A 21,909-nucleotide genomic window follows, 5' to 3' on the forward strand; every position below is an offset into this window, starting at 1 on the left:
AGGTTACCTCTCATAGGTAACCTTCTTTTTATATCCAACCCTTTTCTTCCGCAATTGTAATTGCCTCAATTCTATTTTTCGCATCGAGCTTCGCTAATACTTCAGAAATATAATTACGTACTGTACCCGGCGAAAGATAAAGTGCCTTCGCAATTTCGTTTGCCGTCTTTCCTTCTTTCGCAAGCAACAATACTTCCTTTTCGCGATCTGACAACGGATTTTGCTCCTGCCATAAGCCAAACATTAAATCTTGGGAGACCTCTCGTTTCCCCTTCATTACATTACGAATTGCTGCCGCTAAATCTTCACTTGGGCTATCCTTTAATAAATAGCCGTGCACACCAGCTTTCATTGCTCTTTCAAAATATCCCGGCCGTGCAAATGTTGTTAAAATCATTACTTTACATAATGATTTTTCTTTCTTTAAAGTCTCAGCGACATCCAATCCACTTTGAATCGGCATTTCAATATCCATAATACTTACATCTGGCTTTAACGATTCAATTAATTTTAACGCCTCTTCCCCGTTCGCAGCTTGCCCAATTACTTCGATATCATCTTCTAGATCAAGCAGGGCCCCTAATGCACCACGAAGCATCCGCTGGTCTTCTGCAATAATAATTCGAATCATGCCCTCACCTCATCTTTTCCTGTTCTAATAACAACTGGAACTTTTACCGTTAATAACGTCCCTGGATTGATTGTACCTAGTTCAACAAATCCATCAATAAGAGCAATTCGTTCTTTCATGCCACGGATACCATTTCCATCATGATTTTGATCTGTTAAACCGATTCCGTTATCTTCTACTTTCAAAATCAGCTCACCTTGCGATTCTAATACAGAAACTGCGCATCGCGTTGCCTTACTATGTTTTACAACATTTGTAACGGCCTCACGTAAACACATCCCGACAATATTTTGTTCAATTGGTGATAACGAGCTCGATCTTGCTTCTTGCCTCACTTCTAATTCAATATTAGCTGCTTGTAAGATCGCTTTTATTTGCTCTAGCTCTTCTTCTACCGTAATCATACGCATATCAGAAATTAATTCTCTCAGCTGTTTTAAGGCTGTACGAGACGTTTGTGTAATTTCCTTCGCTTCCACACTTGCACGCTCCGGATTTTTCACAATTAACTTCTCTACAAGCTGGCTTTTCAAAGTAATAAGAGATAACGTATGTCCTAATGTGTCATGAAGATCTCTTGCAATCCGCTGCCGTTCTTCACGTTTTACTAAGTCTTTAATTTGCTCGTTTGCTTCATTCAGTTGGTTCTTTAACATCTTTTTCTGATTAAAATTGCGCATACCAAATGGCGTAAGAAGCATTAAAATAATCATCGGAACGATATTTACTAAACTTGTAGTTGTTAGTTGATTCATATTTACAAATAAAAATGCTCCAAGCATGATAACTAACGAACATAACAGCACTCGAAATACTTTCTTATTTGGCGCAAATCCCATCGCACTTGCTGTGAAAAATCCAAAAAATATCATAAAAGGATTATAAAATAAAGCAAATAAAAAGATGAGTACCATTTGAATACACGCCCAAAAAACAAACGTCCTCTGAACAAAATAAAGCTGACGGTATGTGACGATAAAAATTATCAACATACCGCTTCCTATTACAAGCTTCCATCCTGATGCCTGCGCTAAGTGATAAATTGGAAATAATAGATAAACAAACCACATATACGGGAAGAATCCCATATGTTTCGGAAAAATCTCAATCCTCTTCTTCTCTATCATTTATACCGCTTCCTGTCTTTTTCTTATATATATTGATACTACAACAAATATAAGGAAATAACCTCCTAATACCGCGATATTTTCCCATCCAATTGATTTTCCAGCTACAATATCCCACGCACCACTTCCGAAATGGTATGTCGGTGTCCACTCACCAATCGTTCTTAATATTTTGGGGAATACTTCAATCGGCATCCATAACCCGCCAACTATAGCTAAACTCATATTTAAAATATTTGCTAAGCCAGCAGCTGCGTCCGCCTTCTTAATGGAACCTATTACTGTTCCTAATGCTAAAAATGGTGTTACCCCTAACAATAACCATAGCCCCGCACCAATCCATTGCCCTACAGTTAACTCAACATGATTAATTAGTATCCCTGCAATAAAGATAACTAATATTGAAAAAGCATTTACTACTGTTTGAGCGATAATTTTTGCTGTTAAATATGCTCCCTCTGGAAGCGGTGTAATTTTTAGAAGATGTGTCCACCCTTGCCCTCTTTCCTGAGAAAGTCTCACACCGAAACTAAAGAGTGCAGTCCCTACAATGCTGAAAGTTGCCATCGAAATTAAATAGTGTGCCTTCCACGCATCTCCGTTTTGTGGTACTTGAACAACATTTGTAAAAATGTAGTAAAACATAACAGGCATTAATAATGAGAAAAAAACAAATAATTTATTGCGGAATGTACGTAAAATTTCTATTTTGCATTGCATCCATAACGCTCTCATGCGATTTCCCCCTTCTGATTTGCGACAAACTGTTCAAATGCCTCATCAAGGCTTCCACGTTCAACTGAAACATCTGTTACAGGTAAACTCCTTTGATAAATGGCTTTTAAAGTTGCATCCGTATCCTCCGTTGTTAAAATGAAGCGTCCTTCGTTTGACTTTACTTCTGTTACATTTGGTAATTCCTTTAGTAATTTTGTAGGAATGCTTTCCTTCGAATAAAATGTGATTGTTTTTCTCGAAATCGTTGCTTTCATTTCGTCTGGTGTACCATCTGCGATAATCTTTCCGTTCGCAAATAATAAGATACGATTTGCTAAAGCATCTGCTTCTTCTAAATAATGCGTCGTTAAAATAATCGTTTTCCCTTCACTTGCTAACTTTCGAATCGTTTCCCAAAACGTTCTTCGAGACGTAATATCCATTCCGACTGTCGGCTCATCTAAAAATAACAAATCTGGATTTCCCGCAAGTGCAAGCGCAAAGTTTAACCTTCTTTTTTGCCCACCTGATAACTTCTCACATCTTTGCTTTCGCTCTGATTCTAAATTTGATAACTGCAGTAACGTTTCTTTCGCTATAGGATTCGTATAATAACTACGGAATAACTCAATTGCCTCTTCCACCGTAATACTATCAATGACACTTACTTCTTGCAGCATCGCACCGAGGCTATTACGAACATCTCTATGCTTTGGACTCTTTCCAAATATAAAGACCTTACCTTCTGTTGGGTCCTTTAATCCAAGCATCATCGACATCGTCGTTGTTTTCCCCGCACCATTCGGACCAAGTAACGCTACTATTTCCCCTTTATTTACATGAAATGAAACATTATTTACTGCGTTTTTATGTTTAAATGTTTTAGAAACACCATTTACTTCAATAATCTTTTCCATCTCTCCACCCCCGCTGTTTCTTATATTTACATTGTATTACTTGGAAAACTTAGGAAACAGTATGATGCGTCATGACATCGATATGACAATTGTCATGTATTCTTTATGAGAGGAATCAACCCGCATACCGCAAGCGAGTAGCAGGACGAAAATAAACATGATACAATCGGATAAGATATATATTCGAGGAAGGACAGTGGTTTTCATGATTATTCGTAATGAACAAGATTTAGAAGGCTTACGAAAAATCGGCCGCATCGTTGCGCTTGCACGTGAAGAAATGAAAAAACAAGCGAAGCCAGGTATGACAACGAAAGAGCTTGATTTGATCGGTAAAAAAGTATTAGATGAGCATGGTGCTATTTCTGCACCTGAAAAAGAATATGATTTTCCAGGTGTAACTTGCATTAGTGTAAATGAAGAAGTTGCTCATGGTATTCCAGGAGATCGTGTATTAAAAGAAGGCGATTTAGTAAACGTCGATGTATCTGCTGCACTTGATGGCTATTATGCTGATACAGGTATTTCATTTGTACTTGGAGAAGACGAGGCAAAAGAAAAGCTTTGCCAAGCAGCGGTTGATGCATTTTGGGCAGCAATGAAAAAGGTTAAAGCTGGCTCAAAACAAAATCAAATTGGTCGTGCTGTTTCAAACTTCGCACATAAAAGTGGATACAATGTTATTCAAAACTTAACTGGTCACGGCATTGGTCTTAGCTTACATGAAGCACCAAATCACATTTTAAGCTACTATGATCCAATGGATAATACGCTTCTAAAAGACGGTCTTGTTATCGCTGTAGAACCGTTCATATCTATGAAAGCTGATCATATTATTGAGCGTGGTGACGACGGTTGGACATTCATTACACCTGATAAAAGTCTTGTTGCACAATGTGAACATACCGTTGTCGTAACACGCGGCGAACCAATAATCTTAACAGAAATCTAATATAAAAAAACGGCTGTTTTGTAGATTTATTCCACATAAAACAGCCGTTTTTTAATTTTGGGAAAATATGTGAACTATTGTTGAACTCTTTATCATTTAAGTATATAATCTTTAGCGGAGGTTACTTAAGCTTATCTTTACTAAAAAGATATTGTAGCTAAGGAGGAAAACACCTTCTTTTTTATTGTTTAAACAGTCTCAAAAATGACCGTAGTAACGGGTTAGTCGAATATTCTGTAATCCTTATATTCCTCTAACAATGTAAGAAACTATCGTCTTTCAACTTCGGTCCACTAACCATACAACTCTCTTTAGACAAAATAGATGACTATTTTCAAAGTACATATTGTCTTCATTCTGACCAAAAACAACCCTATCTAGCTTTTTATCTCCACATAACTTTAAGGCAAAAATAAGCCTTCACAAAGGGATACACTACCTTGGTTAGTATGTATCGTAAAACTTACCTTTATAACCATTCTTTTTTACTAGATATACATGAAAACTATCTCACATATAAAGGTCTGATATCATTCTTTATATCAGTATTTTTTTCGACATTTTTTGTCGAATTGTGTATATTTCCAAATAACTGTGTAAATATACATTTTGTTTTACGTTAAATAATATTACTTTGAACATAACCCAGTTTGTCTGAGAACGCGTATAGAAACGGAGGGATAGCAAAAACAAATAGCTTATAACAAATACTTTTAATATTCCATTTGTTCATGTGGAATAAGTCCCCAATGGACAAATGAATGTTCAGAGGAGGAAAAATGAAAAAACTTTTCAATGTATGTTTAATTGTATTCGTACTATTTTCGCAGCTTGCTAGTTTTCCATACAATCAAGTAAAAGCGGAAACCTTAACAGGAGATTCCTTATTTGACACTGTTGAAATGAAAGATGCAACGAATTATATTATTGACGAAGCATTAAATCCTAAAAACTTAATAAATGCAGGATCAATCATTCACCTAGAATATGCTTGGTCAATAAAAGATCATCAAATTGCACAAGAAAAAGATGCAACAGTTCTTCAAATACCTAACGCATTAAAAGTAAAAAATGACCAACAAGGAAACTTGATGGCAGATCAACAAATTATTGGTCAATATTTTGTTACGGCAAACGATAACAAAATGAAAATAGTCTTTAACGATTCAGTAAAAGATTCAAAAGGTGTTAAGGGAAAAATTAAATTTGACACTGTATTCAATCCAGATTTAAAACCTGGCATAAAAGCCGTCCCACTCACTTTCCCTCTAGGTACAGTAGCTAAGACTATCTCAGTTCCTGTTCAAGTAGATAACCCTACTTCACCTACTATTAATAGTGATGATGCTAAGCAGACTACCGAAGAGCAAAAGAACGGTGACGCACAGCAACCTACTGAACAGCCAAAAGATGGTGAAACACAGCAGAAACCTGCGGAACAACCAAAAGACGGGAATCCTCAGCAGCCTGCGAAAAAGTCAAAAGATGGTGAGACACAGCAGAAACCTGCGGAACAACCAAAAGACGGGAACACTCAGCAACCTGCGGAACAGCCGAAAGATGGGAATCCTCAGCAGCCTATGGAACAGCCAAAAGATGGCGGGACACAGCAACCTACTGAGAACCCTGGTGATAACACAACAGGGCAACCTGTTGAAAATCCAGACCCATCACCTAAGCAAATTAAAGAAAATATTTTAACAAGCGTAAAATTAACAGATAAAGACGGAAAACCATTTAATGATACAGATAATCGTCCAAATCCTGATTCTGCTGCCAATATCGATTTTACATGGGAAGTTTTAGAATCATTAAAAGTAAAAAAGGGAGATTACTATATTTTCCAACTTCCGGAATATTTTATCGTCCACAACACCATTACACAGCCTTTAGTTGATGGAACAGGACATGAAATTGGGACGTTCGTTGTTGACTTAAACGGAAAAGTAACTATGACTTTTAACGAGTACGTTGAAGACAACCCTAATATAGATGGTCATTTAAAAGTTGGTACCGAATTTAATAAAACAAAAATTAAAGGGACTACGGAACAAAAAATTCCTTTCCCAATTAAAGAACAAGACGTTATTATCGAGCTTGATTTCAAACCTAATGTAAAGAAATCTATGAATAAAAAAGGTATACCTGATAGACCGATTAATACGAATCAAATTAATTGGACAGTCGAAATGAACAAAACAAAAGACATTCTTACAAACGCTGTCTTCCAAGACAATATTCCAAATGGAGCCAGTCTCAATGAAGATTCTATTAAGGTTTATGAGTTAGAAGTAGATATTAACGGGAAGACAACTCGTGGAGCCGAAGTTAGTAAAGAAGAATATACACTCACTTCATCTTCCGATAAATTAAATATCGCTTTTAAAAATGAAACGAAAAAAGCATATCAAATTGAATATGCGACAAAAATTACTGACGAAAGTGTTACTAGTTTCAAAAATGAAGCAAAAGTATCCAGCAAGAATCAAGGAGATGTATCCGCAAATGCAACTGTAACTGTTTCACGCGGTACACATCTAGAGAAAACTAGTAAATATAATCCAAAAACACAGACAATTGAATGGACAATTACTTTCAACGGTGACCAGAGAGATATTAAACAATCTGATGCGCTTTTAAAAGACATCTTGGACAAATCTCATAAAGTTGATGCAAGTTCTATCGTGGTTAAAAATGCTTCTTATGATAATAACGGAAAACTTGTTACAGGTGACAACGCCACAAACTTTACTGTAAAAGAAACCGATGAGGGATTTGATTTACAATTTAATGAAGATATTAATAGTGCCTATGTGATTACTTATACATCGAAAGCCAAGAATGATGTTATACAAGATGGCGAAATCGAAAATACAATTATTGCAGATGGAAAATGGAGTAAAACAAACAAAGTTACATTACAACAACAAAGCATCATAAAGAAACATAATAAAAATGCAAACGATACAGATTACAATAAGAAAACAACGAAATGGACAATTATTGTAAATGATAACAATTACGTGTTAAATGATGCTGTTATCACTGATACGTTTGACTATAGTGGACTTACATTACAAAAAGATAGTTTCAAAATTACTGATGGATCAACTGAACTGAAATTAGACTCTGATTACACACTTGATGTAACAGCTGACGGATTCAAAGTAACACTAGCTGGTATTTATAAGTCTAATATGGATAAAACTTTAACCATCACGTACACAACAGACTTTAATTACGAGACTCTATCTAAAAAGGATGATAATAGATCATTCAAAAATACAGCTGAGTTATCATGGAAAGATATAAATGGGAACGATAAAAATAGTAAATCTCATGATAGATTCAATCCTGACGGCTATACAAAAGGAAACGGATTTAAATACGGTTCTTACAATGCCCAAACGAAAGAAATCAAATGGGACATAGGGTTTAACTATAATAACAGGACTATTAAAGACCCTTCTATCGTTGACGTACTAGAAAACAATCAAAAACTTATACCAGACTCCATTGAGATTCATCATATGGAATTAACTGGTGGTGCAGACGGTTATAAATTAGGGGCACTTGTTTCCCCTGACGAATATACGGTAGAAAATGCAACGAAAGATAATAAAAATACATTAACGATTTATTTTAAAAATGAAATTAAAACAGCGTACCATATCAGCTTTAAAACTTCACTTGCAGGTGAAGAAATTAATAAGCGCTATGATAATTACGCCAAATTAAAAGATGGATCGGAAACTATCGCCAATATTCATGGTGCATTCGAGATCAAAAATGGTGGTAGCGGCGTTACGAAAAAAGCAAAACAAAATGACAAGTACATTGATTGGAGCGTTTCTATTAATGCAAGTCAATCAACGATTGAAAATGCTGTCGTAACAGACGATCCGACAGACAATCAAATTCTCGATGAAAAGTCATTCCACCTATATGGGACAACAGTAGCCGTGGATGGCACTTTAACGAAAGATACAACAAACGAATTAAAAGAAGGAAAAGACTATAAACTCAAAATAACAACAGACAACAATACGGGGAAACAACAATTTACAATTGAATTTCTTCATACTATTGATCGAGCTTATATTTTAGAATACCGTTCACTCATTAATGCAGACAATAATGAAAAGGTAAGCAATAAAGCGAAGATTATTGGTAATAGTTTGAAATTAACAGAAACTGAAAAAATTGAAGAAATAGTAGTTAAAGTATCTTCTGGATCTGGAGGCGGTTCTGCTACTAAGGGACGCGGAAACCTTCAAATTAAAAAAGTAGATAATGCAGATCCAAATAAAATTTTATCTGGCGTAGTATTTACTTTATTCGATCGCACAGGTACAACTGCTATTCGAACAATTACAACAGACGACAATGGTATCGCTCAGTTTAACAACTTAAAACGCGATGAATATCTGCTTAGAGAAATGAAAACTCTTGATGGCTATGTCATTAGTAAAGAATTAAAAGCAGGTAAACTTGTTAAGCTTGGTGCAGAAGAAACTACAACATATACTCTTAAAAACGAGAAATTTGTTGGAAAAGTAGTACTTACAAAGACCGATGCTCATAACAAAGAAAAGCTTAAAAATGCAGTTTTCTCTCTGCTTGATCAAAACCATAATGTCATTCCTGAACATAAAGAATTAATAACAAATGATAAAGGACAAATTACTGTAGATAATTTAAAACCAGGAACTTACTACTTAAAAGAAATAAAGGCTCCTGAGCATTATCAATTAGATGATCGACTTATTGAATTTAAAATCGAGGAAGATCAAACAACAGTAATTAATAAAGAGGCCCAAAACAGCTTAATTAGAGGCTCAGCTATCCTAAAAAAAGTTGATAAAGAGGGTAATACTTTAGAAGGTGCAGTATTTAGTGTACGGGACCGAAATAACAAAAAAATCCCTGGTTATACCAAATTAACGACAAATGGTAACGGACAAATCGAAGCGAAAAATTTACTTCCTGGAGAGTACCAATTTGTTGAAGAAAAAGCACCTGAACATTATGAAATAGATAAAAAACCGCTTAAATTTACAGTTGAAAAGAGCCAACAGAAAGCACTTACTGTTACAGCGACAAATCACCTCATTAAAGGTGGTGTCACTTTAACGAAAGTCGATGATGTCGATGGCACTGCCCTTGAAGGTGCTGTATTTAAAATTGTCGATGCGAATGACGAGAAACAAGTAATTCGTGAAAATATAAAAACAGGTTCAGATGGAAAAGTTACCGTTAAAGATCTAGAGCCTGGTGCTTATAAATTTATCGAAACAGAAGCTCCTAAGGATTATACGTTAAGTACAAACCCTATCGAGTTTACAATTGATAAAAGCCAACAAACTCTTGCTACTGTTACGGCAAATAACAGCTTAAAAACGGGCGAGGTTGAATTATTAAAAGTTGATGAGTTTGGTGAGAAAAAACCACTAGAAGGTGCTGTATTCAAACTTGTCGATACAAATAATAATGACGTTTCCCCTCACACTAACTTAACTACTGATAAACACGGTAAAGTTAAAGTTAGTAACCTACGTCCTGGTACGTATAAATTTATTGAAATAGCTGCTCCTGAACATTACGTTTTACGAGCAGAACCTATTGAATTTACAATCGATAGAAGTCAGAAAGAAACTCTACTTGTGAAAGCTGAAAATGCTTTAAAACCAGGAGATGTTGAATTAACAAAAGTTGATGATATCGATGGTACAGCTCTTGAAGGTGCTGTATTTAAAATTGTTGATGCAAATGATGAAAAGAAAGTTATTCGCGAAAATGTAAAAACTGGTGCGGATGGTAAAGCTATCGCTACTGGCTTACGCCCTGGCGATTATAAATTTATCGAAGTAACAGCACCGAAGTATTACGACAAAAATACAAAACCAATTAAATTTACGATTACAGAAAGTCAAACAACTCAGGCTACTGTTACCGCTAAAAACAGCTTAACAAAAGGCGGTATTGAGTTAACAAAAGTGAATGCTGCAGATGAAAAGGAAACACTTGAAGGTGCAGTATTTAAAATCGTTAATAGAGATACTAATGAAGATGTTCGTACGGACCTTGTTACGAATAGTAAAGGAATGCTAGTTGTAGATGACTTACGTCCTGGTAACTATAAGCTTATCGAAACAAAGGCTCCAACTTATTACGATGTAAATGTAGAACCAATTGAATTTACAATCGAAAAAGAACAACAAAAACTCCTTCCACTTACATTTAAAAATAGTTTAACGAAAGGAAAAGTTAAACTTATTAAAGAAGATGATGTGGAAAGTAGTAAAGCTCTTGCCGGCGCTGTATTCACATTGCAAGATGCAACTGGCAAAGAAATTATGAAAGATTTAACAACAGATGATTACGGAGTATTAGTTATTCCTGATTTAGCACCAGGGGATTATCAATTTATCGAAACAAAAGCCCCTGAACATTATAAATTAGACAAAACACCTATTAAGTTCACAATTAAAAAAGGTAGTAAGGAAGATCTTCCTATCCCTGTTACTGTAAAAAATAGTTTACTTACAGGTGGCGTCACTTTAACAAAAGTTGATGATGTTGATGGCACTACTCTTGAAGGTGCAGAATTTATAATCGTTGACGCTCATGATACTAAAAAGGTAATTCGCAAAGGTTTAACAACTGATAAAAACGGTAAAATTTCTGCTTCTGATTTACGTCCTGGAGACTATCAATTTATTGAAGTAAAAGCTCCAAAAGACTATACCTTAAGCAAAGACCCTATTCCATTCACTATCGAAAAAAGTCAAAAAGAGAATATTAATGTTACTGCTACTAACAGTTTAAAGAAAGGTGCAGTAACATTAACAAAAATTGATGACATCGATCGTACGATGCTCGAAGGTGCAATCTTTAAGATTGTGGATATGAATGGTAAGGAAGTTCATACGAATCTTGTTACAGATAAAAACGGTAAAATTTCTGTTTCTGATTTACGCCCTGGAGACTATCAGTTCATTGAAACAAAAGCTCCTGAGCACTATGTATTAGATGAAACAACGATTCCATTTACAATTGAAAGAAGTCAAACGAAAGCGATCAATGTTACAGGCAAAAATGCTTTGAAAAACGGTAGCGTTGAACTAACAAAGATTGACGATATTGATATAACTACAAAACTTGCTAACGCCGTATTTAATTTATTAGATGCAGACGGAGAGCTAGTTAAAGAAGGCTTAAAAACAAATGATGAAGGTAAAATTGTTGTTGAAAACCTACGTCCTGGTACGTATCAATTCGTTGAAACAATTGCTCCTGAACATTACGATTTAGATAAAAAACCTATCGTATTTACAATTAAAAAGAGCCAAACTGAAACTCTTCATATCACTGCTACAAATGCTTTAACAAAGGGTGCAGTTAAACTTTCTAAAGTAGACGATGTTGATGGCACTGTTCTTAAAGATGCAGTATTTAAAATTGTTAATATGAACGGTGATGTAGTTCATAAAGACCTTGTTACAAATGAACAAGGAATAATCGAAATTAACGACCTACGTCCTGGTGATTACCAATTTATCGAAACGAAAGCTCCTAAGCATTACGTTTTAGATGAAACACCAATCAAATTCACTATTGAAAAAGGACAGAAGAAAGCTATTTCTTTAACTGCTACAAATAGCTTAAAACAAGGTAGTATCGAATTACTTAAAGTTGATGATTTAAACACTCAAACAAAACTTGCTGATGCGGTATTTAATTTACTGGATCAAGATGGCAAAGTACTTAAAACAGATTTAAAAACAAACAGTGAAGGTAAAATCGTTATTGAAAACTTACGTCCTGGTACGTATCAATTCGTTGAAATAACGGCTCCTGAACACTATGATTTAGACAAAAAACCAATTATATTTACAATTGAAAAAAGCCAAAAAGATATTGCTACCGTTACTATGAAAAATAGTTTAACAAAAGGCGGCGTGGAACTTTCTAAAGTGGATGACGTCGATGGCACTACTCTTGAAGGCGCAGTATTTAAAATTGTGGATATGAATGGTACTGTAATTCGCAAAAATCTTGTTACGAATCAACAAGGTAAAATTAGCGTTTCTGACCTACGTCCTGGTGATTATCAATTCATCGAGACAACGGCTCCGAAACACTACGATTTAAACAAAGAGCCAATTCCATTCACAATTACAAAGAGCCAAGCTGATCCTATCTCCGTTACAGCTACAAATAGCTTAACGAAAGGCGCTGTGGAACTTTCTAAAGTGGATGATGTAGATGGTACTGCTCTTAAAGATGCGGTATTTAAAATTACTGATCTGAATGGTAACGAGATTCGTACTGAGCTTACAACAGATGTACATGGAAAAATTTCTGTTTCTGATTTACGTCCTGGGGACTATCAGTTTGTTGAAACGAAAGCTCCTGAACACTATAAATTAGATAGTACACCTATTAAGTTTACAATTAAGAAAAGCCAAAAAGAAAAGCTCCAAGTTACTACTACAAATAGCTTAACTGAGGGTGCTGTAGAATTAATAAAAGTGGATGATATAAATCCAGATACAAAACTTTCTGATGCAGTGTTTAACATCATCGATGCGAAAGGTAAAATTGTTCGCACTGATTTAACTACTGATAAAGATGGTAAGATTACTGCTACGAACTTACGCCCAGGAGACTATCAATTCATTGAAACGAAAGCTCCTAAGCATTACGATTTAAATAAAACACCTATTAGCTTCACTATCGAAAGAAGTCAACTAACTCACGCTTCTGTTACTGCTAAGAATGGCCTAACAAAAGGTGGCGTGGAATTAACGAAAGTTGACTCTATAGATAAGAAAGAAATGCTAGAAGGTGCGGTATTTAAAATTACTGATCTGAACGGTAACGACATTCGTACGAATTTAGTTACCAATAAAGACGGAAAAATCATCGCTAAAGACTTACAACCAGGAGACTATCAATTTATTGAAACAAAAGCTCCTAAACATTACGACTTAAATGAAGAACCAATTAAGTTCACAATCGAAAGAAGTCAAACAAAGCATGTCTTCGTTACAGCTATTAATAGCTTAACGAAAGGTAGTGTTGAGTTAATTAAAGTTGATGATGTCAAGCAAAACACAACACTTGAAGGTGCAGTATTTAAAATTGTTAATAAGGATGGACACGATGTTCGTACCGATTTAACTACTGATAAAAACGGCCGTTTAGTTGTGGATGAATTACCGCCAGGAGACTATGAGTTTATCGAAACAAAAGCTCCTGAACACTATGACTTAAACAAAACACCTATTAAGTTCACAGTTAAAAAAGGCCAAGAAAAAATCGCCTCTGTTACTGCTACGAATAGCTTAACTAAAGGCGCAGTTAAATTAACTAAAGTTGATGACATCGATGGTACTACTCTTGAAGGAGCAATCTTTAAAATTGTAGATATGGACGGCAAGGATGTTCGTTCTGATTTAACTACTGATAAAGATGGGAAGATTTCTGTTTCTGATTTACGTCCGGGAGATTATCAGTTTATTGAAACGAAAGCTCCTAAGCATTATGACTTAAACCAAAATCCTATCAAGTTTACTGTTGAAAAGAGTCAAACTGCTAAAGCTTCTGTTACTGCTACTAACAGCTTAACTAAAGGCGCAGTTGAATTAACTAAAGTTGATAACATCGACGGTACTACTCTTAAAGGGGCTATCTTTAAAATTGTAGATATGGACGGCAAGGATATTCGTTCTGATTTAACTACTGATAAAGATGGGAAGATTTCTGTTTCTGATTTACGTCCAGGAGATTATCTGTTTATTGAAACGAAAGCTCCAACTGGCTATGATTTAAACATTAAACCAATTCCTTTCACAATTACGAAAGGACAATCTCAGGTTACCTCTGTTACAGCTTTAAATAGTTTAACAACAGGTTCAATTGAGTTAACTAAAGTTGATATTGATCACCATGGAACACTTGAAGGTGCCATTTTCAATATTTTAGACCAAGATGGAAAAATCATCCGAGAAGGTTTAAAAACAGACCAACACGGAAAAGTAATCGTAAATGATTTGAAACCTGGTAATTATCAATTAGTAGAAACACAGGCTCCTAAAGGCTATCAATTAGATGCATCACCAATAAACTTTACAATTGATAAAGCCCAAGCTACACCACTACAAATTACAGTTTCAAATAAAAAGATTGAATCTTCGTCAGGTGGAGATGACAAGCCAGTTACTCCTCCAAATAAAGAAGAAAACAAAGGCAATGAAACATCTGAGAAACACAAAAACGGAACTTCCGAAGAAACATCAAATGAAACAGATAACAAACAGCAAGATGATCGAAATACGGATAAACACCTTCCAAATACAGGTCATAAAGAAGACCCTACACAAACAGTAGGTATCGTCCTTCTACTAGCTGGATTATTAAGTATTTTAGCTACAAAACGCAAAAAACATTATTAATAATGTTTTTACATCCAATCAATCTCTCAATTGATTGGATGTTTTTTTATACAAAAAGGACGATACATAAAGTATCGTCCTTTTAACGGGGTGAGGCTGCCCAAAAGTACGGAAAACCTTTGAACAGCCTCTTATTTTCATATGGATGCCTTACATATATCACTGATAATAATTATGAAATGCGGAAACATAATTACCATCAACTGATTCAAACATGAGAAATGAAACCCTACAGTGGTTCCATTTCTCTACATAATCTAAAGTTTGGGTACACTAGATTCATGCAATGTAGGAGCTTTCAGAGTAGAAAGCGAACCTTCGTTTAAAATGATAGCATACATATCTTCCTCAAAAATATGCAAATATGCATATATTGTTTTTATTTCTCAATGTCAGAATATTGAAAAATAAAAGACACGAAGGTAAAATAAAGTCATTATCCGTCTTCTTTTGTCAGTCACAGAGAATAGAAGAATAGGAGAGGAAAAAATGAGAAAATCATTGAAACAAAAAATAGTAAGCTCTTTGCTTGCTGTATCACTCGCTGTTAGCTTAGCTCCAATTGGGCAAGCAAAAGCGGATTCCACGTCAGAGGTTACACAAACTCCATCTATTACAAAACAGATTGATCCAAACCGCGCAATTGAGCATGTTCGTTTCTTATCTGAAACAATTGGTCCTCGACCCGGTGGAACAAAATCCGAAGAATGGGCTTCTCGTTACATTGGTATGCAGCTTAAATCGATGGGCTATGAAGTAGAATATCAGCCATTTCAGGTGCCCGATCAGTACGTTGGATTCATTGAATCACCACTATCAATAAAACGTAATTGGCAAGCTGGTGCTGCTCCTAATTCACTAATTTCTACAGAAGCTGTTACAGCTCCCCTTATCTTTGTTCAAGGTGGGACAAAATTAGAAGATATTCCAAATGAAGTAAACGGTAAAATTGTTTTATTTGAAAGAGGAACGACAATTACAGACTATAATAAACAAGTTGAAAATGCTGTTAGCAAAGGTGCAAAAGGTGTTCTTTTATACAGTTTAATTGGCGGACGCGGAAATTATGGACAAACCTTCAATCCCCGCCTAACGAAAAAGCAATCTATCCCTGTCTTTGGTCTTGCTTATGCGCAAGGAAATGCATTTAAAGAAGAAATCGCTAAAAAAGGGACAACAATTCTTTCCCTAAAAGCGAGACATGAATCTAAATTAACATCTCTAAATGTTATCGCCAAAAAGAAACCAAAAAAGAGTACCGGTAATGAAAAAGCAGTCGTTGTAAGTTCGCACTATGATAGTGTTGTCGGAGCACCTGGCGCAAATGATAATGCTTCTGGAACTGGATTAGTATTAGAACTAGCTCGTGCTTTTCAAAATGTAGAAACTGATAAGGAAATTCGTTTTATTACCTTTGGTTCTGAAGAGACTGGCTTACTTGGCTCCGATTATTACGTTAATAGTCTATCCCAAAAAGAACGCAATCGAATTTTAGGTGTCTTTAACGCAGACATGGTTGCAACAAATTATGATAAAGCAAAGAATTTATACGCTATGACACCTGATGGCTCTACAAACTTTGTAACAGATGCTGCCTTGCAAGCAGGTAAACAACTAAATAATGACCTCGTCCTACAAGGTAAATTCGGTTCTAGTGATCATGTTCCATTTGCTGAAGCTGGTATTCCTGCTGCTCTATTTATTTGGATGGGTGTCGATAGTTGGAATCCATTAATCTATCATATTGAAAAGGTATACCATACACCTCAAGATAACGTATTAGAAAATATTTCACCTGAACGAATGAAAATAGCATTAGACGTTATCGGAACAGGGGTTTATAACTCGCTTCAAAAACCTGTTACTCAAACTGAACAGAAAGCTGCTTAATCAATAAAAGACCACTGATTTTTATCAGTGGTCTTTTATTGAGAAAAAATATATATGCATAAAAGCATATTTTATCCTCCTCATTATCGTATACAATATTAACTGTAACAATATCGATTACAACTTATAAGGAGGCTTTTTCTATTATGAAAAAAATGATTTTAGCAGGTGCGTTAACTTTAGCAGGAATTACCGGCGCTACCGCGTTTATTCCTGAAACAAAAGTCGCTGCTGCCGCTCAAGAACAAAGCTTTACAAAATTTTATTCTTTGCAAACTGGAGGTAGTTCTGAACAAGAACCTGTTTTCCTTCAAAAGGGACAAGAGTTAACAATTCAACCTAACAGCAAAACTCCTAGTTACAGTGTTTATGACTCAAATCATAACCTTATTGGACGTTATTCTGATGGTTACGGCCGAATTTTCACTGCAAAAACAGATGGAAATATGTACGTTCAATTTCATGCACCTTACGTTTACTATAGTCCTGTTAGTTTTTCTGTTACTTATACAATCCAATAAGATAAAGGGCCTTTCTCAAGGGCCCTTTATTTTGCTTCCCAATTCACTTTTACAAAACCATCTTTCACCATTACCGTACCAATCGGTATATTTAATATTTCACTCATTTCCTTGTAAGAATATTGTTCATAGTAATAGAGTACGAGTACCGTTTTATATTTTTCATTTAATAACTGTATTACTTCCCGTATCATTTCCGCTTCCACTTTTTGAATAAATTCTTCTGATATATTCACTTCATCTGCGAAATCTATTTCTCCACCATCTTCTTTATGAAACAAATCCAATATTCGATCTTTCCACCTTTTTTTCTTACGATAAAAATCATAAAACGTACGAACACAAATTGTAGTAATCCACTTTTTATAATTATCCACATAAGAAAGTTGGTGCCTTGATGAAAAAACCTTTATCCACGTCTCTTGAAAAATATCTTCCGCATCTTCTTTCGTTTTCGCTAACTTATAGCATAAGGAATATATTTGCTGCTTATATATATCAATTAATTCTTCTACCTTTTCTTCCATCATAAGCCTCCTGTCATTTATATAAGACGACGCAAATTATCCTTTTGTTTGATAAAATTTTATTTTTTTATTATCTCCATACAAAAAGGCAATCACAACATCGTGTGATTGCCTTTTACTGAAAGCGAAAAATCGGCTCCGCTTTGCTAGAATACTCGGTGGCTTCGTGCCTTCCTCCGAGGCAAAGTACGCCTCTCTGTCAGGAGCTCCATCCCCCTCCTATTCTAAACGAGCCGCTTTCGCTTTTCTTAATTACATTTTTTCTGGTGCAGATACTCCTACGATTGCTAATGCATTTTGAAGTGTAGTGCGTACTGCTTTCATTAACTCGTAACGAGCTTTACTTAATTCTAAGTTATCTTGGTTCAATACTTTTTCTGCATTGTAGAAGCTGTGTAATGCTGCTGCTAATTCAAATGCATAGCTTGTAATGCGGTGTGGCAGACGTTTTTGTGCTGCATCCGCAACTACAGCTGGGAATTCACCAAGTTTTTTCAGTAACTCTACTTCTTTCTCAGAAGTAACAAGTTTGTAATTCACGTCTCCATCTGCAGCTAATCCTAACTCTTCACCTTGACGAAGGATACTGCATACACGAGCATGAGCATATTGTGCATAGTATACTGGGTTTTCATTAGATTTTGATACAGCTAAGTCCATATCGAAGTCTAAATGAGAATCACCGCTACGCATCGCGAAGAAGTATCTCATTGCGTCCACGCCTACTTCTTCCATAAGCTCACGAAGTGTAACTGCTTTACCTGTACGCTTACTCATTTTCATTTTTTCACCATTTTGGTACAGTTGTACCATTTGGATGATTTCTACTTCAAGTGTTTCTTTATCGTAACCTAGCGCTTGAATAGCAGCTTTCATACGAGGAATGTAACCGTGGTGGTCAGCACCCCAAATGTTGATTAACTTATCGAAACCACGCTCTAATTTATCACGGTGATAAGCGATATCTGGCGTTAAGTATGTGTAAGAACCGTCATTTTTAATTAATACACGGTTTTTGTCGTCACCGTAAGTCATTGAACGGAACCAAGTTGCTCCGCCTTCTTCAAAGATTTCATCACGCTCTTTTAATACAGCAAGTGCAGCATCAATTTTTCCGTTTTTGTATAATGATGTTTCTGAGAACCATACATCAAATTTAACACGGAAGCTCTCTAAGTCTTTTTGAAGTTTTGCTAACTCATATTTCAAACCATATTCACGGTAGAATTCATAGCTTTCTTTTTCATCAGCTTTTGCGTAACGATCACCAAACTCTTCAGCTAAACGTTTACCGATTCCAATGATATCCGCACCATGGTAACCGTCTTCTGGCATTTCTTTCTCTAAACCTAAAGCTTGCATGTAACGAGCTTCAACAGAAAGAGCTAAGTTATGAATTTGGTTACCAGCATCATTAATATAGTACTCACGAGATACATCGTATCCTGCTTTTGCTAATACGTTACATAAAGTGTCACCTACTGCCGCACCACGTGCATGTCCTAAGTGAAGGTCACCTGTTGGATTCGCAGATACGAACTCAACTTGTACTTTTTCACCTTTACCAGTGTTCGTTTCACCGTAAGCTTCACTAGCGTTTACGATTGTTGGAATTAAATCTGTTAAGTAGCTATTATCCATATAGAAGTTAATAAAACCAGGACCAGCGATTTCGATTTTTTCAATAGAAGCTTTTGCTTTATCGAAGTTTGCAACTAGTTCTTCTGCAATCATACGAGGTGCTTTTTTCGCAACGCGTGCAAGTTGCATTGCCATATTTGTAGAGAAGTCACCATTTGTTTTATCTTTTGGAGATTCTAATACAACGTTTGGAATCTGTTCTTCTGTCGCTAATTCTGCCTTTAATACAGCAGCTTGAATTTCTTCTTTAATCAATCCTTTTACCTGTTCTAAGGAATTCATTATTTTGCCTCCTTCAAATTAATTGTAATTGTATATCTGCCAGCTTCTTGTTCACTTAGAAGCAATGCGTACGTTAAGAAGAGTTGTCCTTTTTTCTTTTCATCCGACCATTTAAAAAGAACGTTATCAGTTTTCGTTTGCAGTGCAAACGTACCAAGTTCACTCGTATACGTACCCGTTGTCCATTCACCTTTCACATGCGTCTGACGCATAGAAATAGCACCTGAACGCATAATGAGAACTTGTTCATCTTGAATTTTAATAATTGTTTTCACTTCGCCTTGTTCGTTCGGCTCCTGGAATGTTACATATGTACCTTGACCTTTTACATAGTATTGACCATTTGCTTCAAAAGCAACGGTTTCCTTCCTCGCCCCTTCACGGATTTCTGTTACGAAATGAACGTGTACCGGCAAGCCTGCAAGTTGTTTCTTCACGTCTTGCACACCTTTCAAATGTTATAGATATTAAATACTACTTATAATAAATCACTTTTCCTATCATATCAAAAAAAGACGCTGTCTGTCTGCTGAAAAATCAGGAAAACTCCATTTCAAAAAATAATTCACTTCTACTTTATTTCATGTGATAAAATATTTTTTAAATCTAAATATTCTTTTAATTATAGAGGTGAATTCAGTGATACCAACAAAGTTAAAAAAGGGTGATGAAATACGCGTGATTTCACCATCCTGTAGTTTAAGTATTGTTTCAAATGAAAATAGAAAACTTGCTACAAAAAGATTAACTGACATGGGCTTTCAAGTTACATTCTCAAAATATGCCGATGAGATAGATCAATTTGCTTCCTCTTCTATTTCTTCCCGCATTCAAGACCTCCATGAAGCATTTGGAGACCCTAATGTAAAAGCTATTTTGACGACACTTGGCGGATACAACTCCAATGGTTTATTGAAACATCTCGATTATGATCTAATTCGTAAAAACCTGAAATTTTTCTGTGGTTATTCTGATATTACTGCCTTAAATAATGCAATTTACACAAAAACAGGGCTTGTTACATATTCGGGTCCCCACTTCTCTTCATTTGGAATGGAGAAAGGGCTCGAGTATACAAACGATTACTTTTTACAATGCTTAACCACTAATGAGCCTATTGAAATCATTCCGGCGGAAACGTGGAGCGATGATTCTTGGTATATGGATCAGGAAAATCGAGAATTTATAAAAAATGAAGGGTATGTTCCAATTCAAGAGGGGGAAGCGACAGGAAAAATTATCGGTGGCAATATGAGCACACTTAATTTACTACAAGGCACACCATATATGCCAAACTTAAAGGGCAAAATTTTATTCCTTGAAGAAGACAGTTTAACAGGAAAATCAACGCTTAAAACTTTTGATCGCTATCTACATTCCCTTATGCAGCAACCTGATTTTGAACATATAACAGGTATTGTAATAGGAAGAATGCAAAAAGAAGCAGAATGTACGATAGCGGACATTCAAGAAATGATTTCTTCAAAACCTGAACTTGCACATATTCCTATCATTGCAAATGCAAATTTTGGACATACAACTCCAATTTTTACTTTTCCAATTGGTGGACATGCCAAAATCATTTCTAACAAAGAAAATACATCTATCACTATTTTAACGCACTAAAAAAGGAGCGAACGATTCGCTCCTTTTATGATTTTTCTATTTTTTGCAATGCTTTTTGCGGGATTGACTCTTTCGTTATTTCAGCCCATCCTTTTCCTTGCATACCTTTTGCATAAATTTTTATAAAAGCACCTGCATGCAATTCACGATTTACCATTCTTTTAATAATTTGTTGCTTTCCGTCCTCTGTATACCCTTTAAATGTATACAAATATTCACCGTCTTTTTTCTCACCTTTATCTACAACCGCATAATAATCTTGTATTTCTTTATTTGAAAAGAAGTTGTCTACAAAAGCATGTACACCTTCTGTTTTTGTGTTTAAATAATATGCTGTTCCCCCTAAAATGATGGCGAATACAGCTAAAACTTTAATTACCAATTTCATACATGCGCCTCCTGTTTGCACTTCTTTCTCACTAGTATTATATCTATACTTGTATTATACGGAAAAGAGCATACTATACTCTATCTAAAAGTCTTACACTTTCCTTACATTATTGTAAGGGATTTTTTCTTAAAGCAAGTTCCCAAGAAAAAATTTTTCCGTTTCATACACTTTTATATTATTATTGAATGATACGAATTTTTATTACAAAAATCAAAGGAGACAGTTTT

Annotated in this window: 13 protein-coding genes; 5 read left to right on the plus strand and 8 right to left on the minus strand. The window is 35.4% G+C overall.

Annotated features, from left to right (window positions below; translation table 11 throughout):
- Nucleotides 1-28: 28 nt before the first annotated feature.
- From OXT04_RS27280 to OXT04_RS27295, 4 genes are read right to left on the minus strand one after another with little or no spacing between them, the layout of a single operon-like run.
- Entirely contained in the window at nt 29-631 is a 603-nt protein-coding gene (locus tag OXT04_RS27280) for a response regulator transcription factor (protein ID WP_097821917.1), read from the minus strand.
- Nucleotides 628-1,758 (minus strand): sensor histidine kinase, encoded by a 1,131-nt coding sequence (locus OXT04_RS27285; protein WP_267418696.1) that lies wholly within the window; start codon nt 1,756-1,758, stop codon nt 628-630. Before OXT04_RS27285 ends, OXT04_RS27280 begins: the two co-directional genes overlap by 4 nt.
- A complete protein-coding gene (locus tag OXT04_RS27290) occupies nt 1,759-2,493 on the minus strand; it encodes an ABC transporter permease (protein ID WP_001202435.1) in 735 nt (244 codons plus the stop codon).
- Entirely contained in the window at nt 2,490-3,392 is a 903-nt protein-coding gene (locus OXT04_RS27295; protein ID WP_071713929.1) for an ABC transporter ATP-binding protein, read from the minus strand. Before OXT04_RS27295 ends, OXT04_RS27290 begins: the two co-directional genes overlap by 4 nt.
- Nucleotides 3,393-3,549: 157 nt before the next feature.
- On the opposite strand from OXT04_RS27295, the gene map reads away from it, so the two are divergent.
- The 4 genes from map (at nt 3,550) to OXT04_RS27315 (ending at nt 17,215) form a co-directional block, all read left to right on the plus strand.
- Complete coding sequence (gene map / locus OXT04_RS27300; protein WP_002083543.1) at nt 3,550-4,344, plus strand: type I methionyl aminopeptidase; 795 nt, start codon at nt 3,550-3,552, stop codon at nt 4,342-4,344.
- A 779-nt stretch (nt 4,345-5,123) separates the two neighbouring features.
- Nucleotides 5,124-14,804: a SpaA isopeptide-forming pilin-related protein gene (locus OXT04_RS27305; RefSeq protein ID WP_267418697.1), complete on the plus strand. Its 9,681-nt coding sequence runs from the start codon at nt 5,124-5,126 to the stop codon at nt 14,802-14,804.
- A gap of 489 nt (nt 14,805-15,293) precedes the next feature.
- Nucleotides 15,294-16,694: a M28 family metallopeptidase gene (locus tag OXT04_RS27310; RefSeq protein ID WP_098235725.1), complete on the plus strand. Its 1,401-nt coding sequence runs from the start codon at nt 15,294-15,296 to the stop codon at nt 16,692-16,694.
- 146 nt (nt 16,695-16,840) lie between these two features.
- On the plus strand, nt 16,841-17,215 hold the full coding sequence (locus OXT04_RS27315; protein WP_000738223.1) for a hypothetical protein: 375 nt from the start codon (nt 16,841-16,843) through the stop codon (nt 17,213-17,215).
- A gap of 26 nt (nt 17,216-17,241) precedes the next feature.
- Here OXT04_RS27315 and OXT04_RS27320 read toward each other — a convergent pair whose 3' ends face one another.
- The 3 genes from OXT04_RS27320 to OXT04_RS27330 all read right to left on the minus strand — a co-directional run bounded on the left by OXT04_RS27320 (nt 17,242) and on the right by OXT04_RS27330 (nt 20,102).
- Nucleotides 17,242-17,742, minus strand: a complete 501-nt coding sequence (locus OXT04_RS27320; RefSeq protein WP_139213327.1) for an RNA polymerase sigma factor — start codon at nt 17,740-17,742, stop codon at nt 17,242-17,244.
- A 252-nt stretch (nt 17,743-17,994) separates the two neighbouring features.
- Entirely contained in the window at nt 17,995-19,665 is a 1,671-nt protein-coding gene (gene argS, locus OXT04_RS27325) for an arginine--tRNA ligase (protein WP_001086467.1), read from the minus strand.
- Nucleotides 19,665-20,102, minus strand: a complete 438-nt coding sequence (locus OXT04_RS27330; protein ID WP_000744343.1) for a YwiB family protein — start codon at nt 20,100-20,102, stop codon at nt 19,665-19,667. The genes argS and OXT04_RS27330 overlap by 1 nt, the downstream gene beginning before the upstream one ends.
- A gap of 202 nt (nt 20,103-20,304) precedes the next feature.
- Between OXT04_RS27330 and OXT04_RS27335 the strand changes: the two genes are divergently transcribed.
- Entirely contained in the window at nt 20,305-21,291 is a 987-nt protein-coding gene (locus OXT04_RS27335; RefSeq protein ID WP_097821984.1) for a S66 family peptidase, read from the plus strand.
- A 25-nt stretch (nt 21,292-21,316) separates the two neighbouring features.
- On the opposite strand, the gene OXT04_RS27340 is transcribed toward OXT04_RS27335, so the two are convergent.
- Nucleotides 21,317-21,679, minus strand: coding sequence for a YxeA family protein (locus OXT04_RS27340; RefSeq protein ID WP_000779932.1), 363 nt, complete (start codon nt 21,677-21,679; stop codon nt 21,317-21,319).
- Between the last annotated feature and the right edge of the window lie 230 nt (nt 21,680-21,909).

Origin of the sequence: Bacillus sp. GC_Bacil_1 (assembly GCF_026540675.1) — a bacterium.
GTDB lineage: Bacteria > Bacillota > Bacilli > Bacillales > Bacillaceae_G > Bacillus_A > Bacillus_A cereus.

Excerpts from the sequence above, each read along its gene's own strand:
- OXT04_RS27280 (WP_097821917.1), bottom strand. The coding sequence starts at position 631 with ATGATTCGAATTATTATTGCAGAAGACCAGCGGATGCTTCGTGGTGCA.
- OXT04_RS27285 (WP_267418696.1), bottom strand. The coding sequence starts at position 1,758 with ATGATAGAGAAGAAGAGGATTGAGATTTTTCCGAAACATATGGGATTC.
- OXT04_RS27290 (WP_001202435.1), bottom strand. The coding sequence starts at position 2,493 with ATGAGAGCGTTATGGATGCAATGCAAAATAGAAATTTTACGTACATTC.
- OXT04_RS27295 (WP_071713929.1), bottom strand. The coding sequence starts at position 3,392 with ATGGAAAAGATTATTGAAGTAAATGGTGTTTCTAAAACATTTAAACAT.
- map (WP_002083543.1), top strand. The coding sequence starts at position 3,550 with ATGATACAATCGGATAAGATATATATTCGAGGAAGGACAGTGGTTTTC.
- OXT04_RS27305 (WP_267418697.1), top strand. The coding sequence starts at position 5,124 with ATGAAAAAACTTTTCAATGTATGTTTAATTGTATTCGTACTATTTTCG.
- OXT04_RS27310 (WP_098235725.1), top strand. The coding sequence starts at position 15,294 with ATGAGAAAATCATTGAAACAAAAAATAGTAAGCTCTTTGCTTGCTGTA.
- OXT04_RS27315 (WP_000738223.1), top strand. The coding sequence starts at position 16,841 with ATGAAAAAAATGATTTTAGCAGGTGCGTTAACTTTAGCAGGAATTACC.
- OXT04_RS27320 (WP_139213327.1), bottom strand. The coding sequence starts at position 17,742 with ATGGAAGAAAAGGTAGAAGAATTAATTGATATATATAAGCAGCAAATA.
- argS (WP_001086467.1), bottom strand. The coding sequence starts at position 19,665 with ATGAATTCCTTAGAACAGGTAAAAGGATTGATTAAAGAAGAAATTCAA.
- OXT04_RS27340 (WP_000779932.1), bottom strand. The coding sequence starts at position 21,679 with ATGAAATTGGTAATTAAAGTTTTAGCTGTATTCGCCATCATTTTAGGG.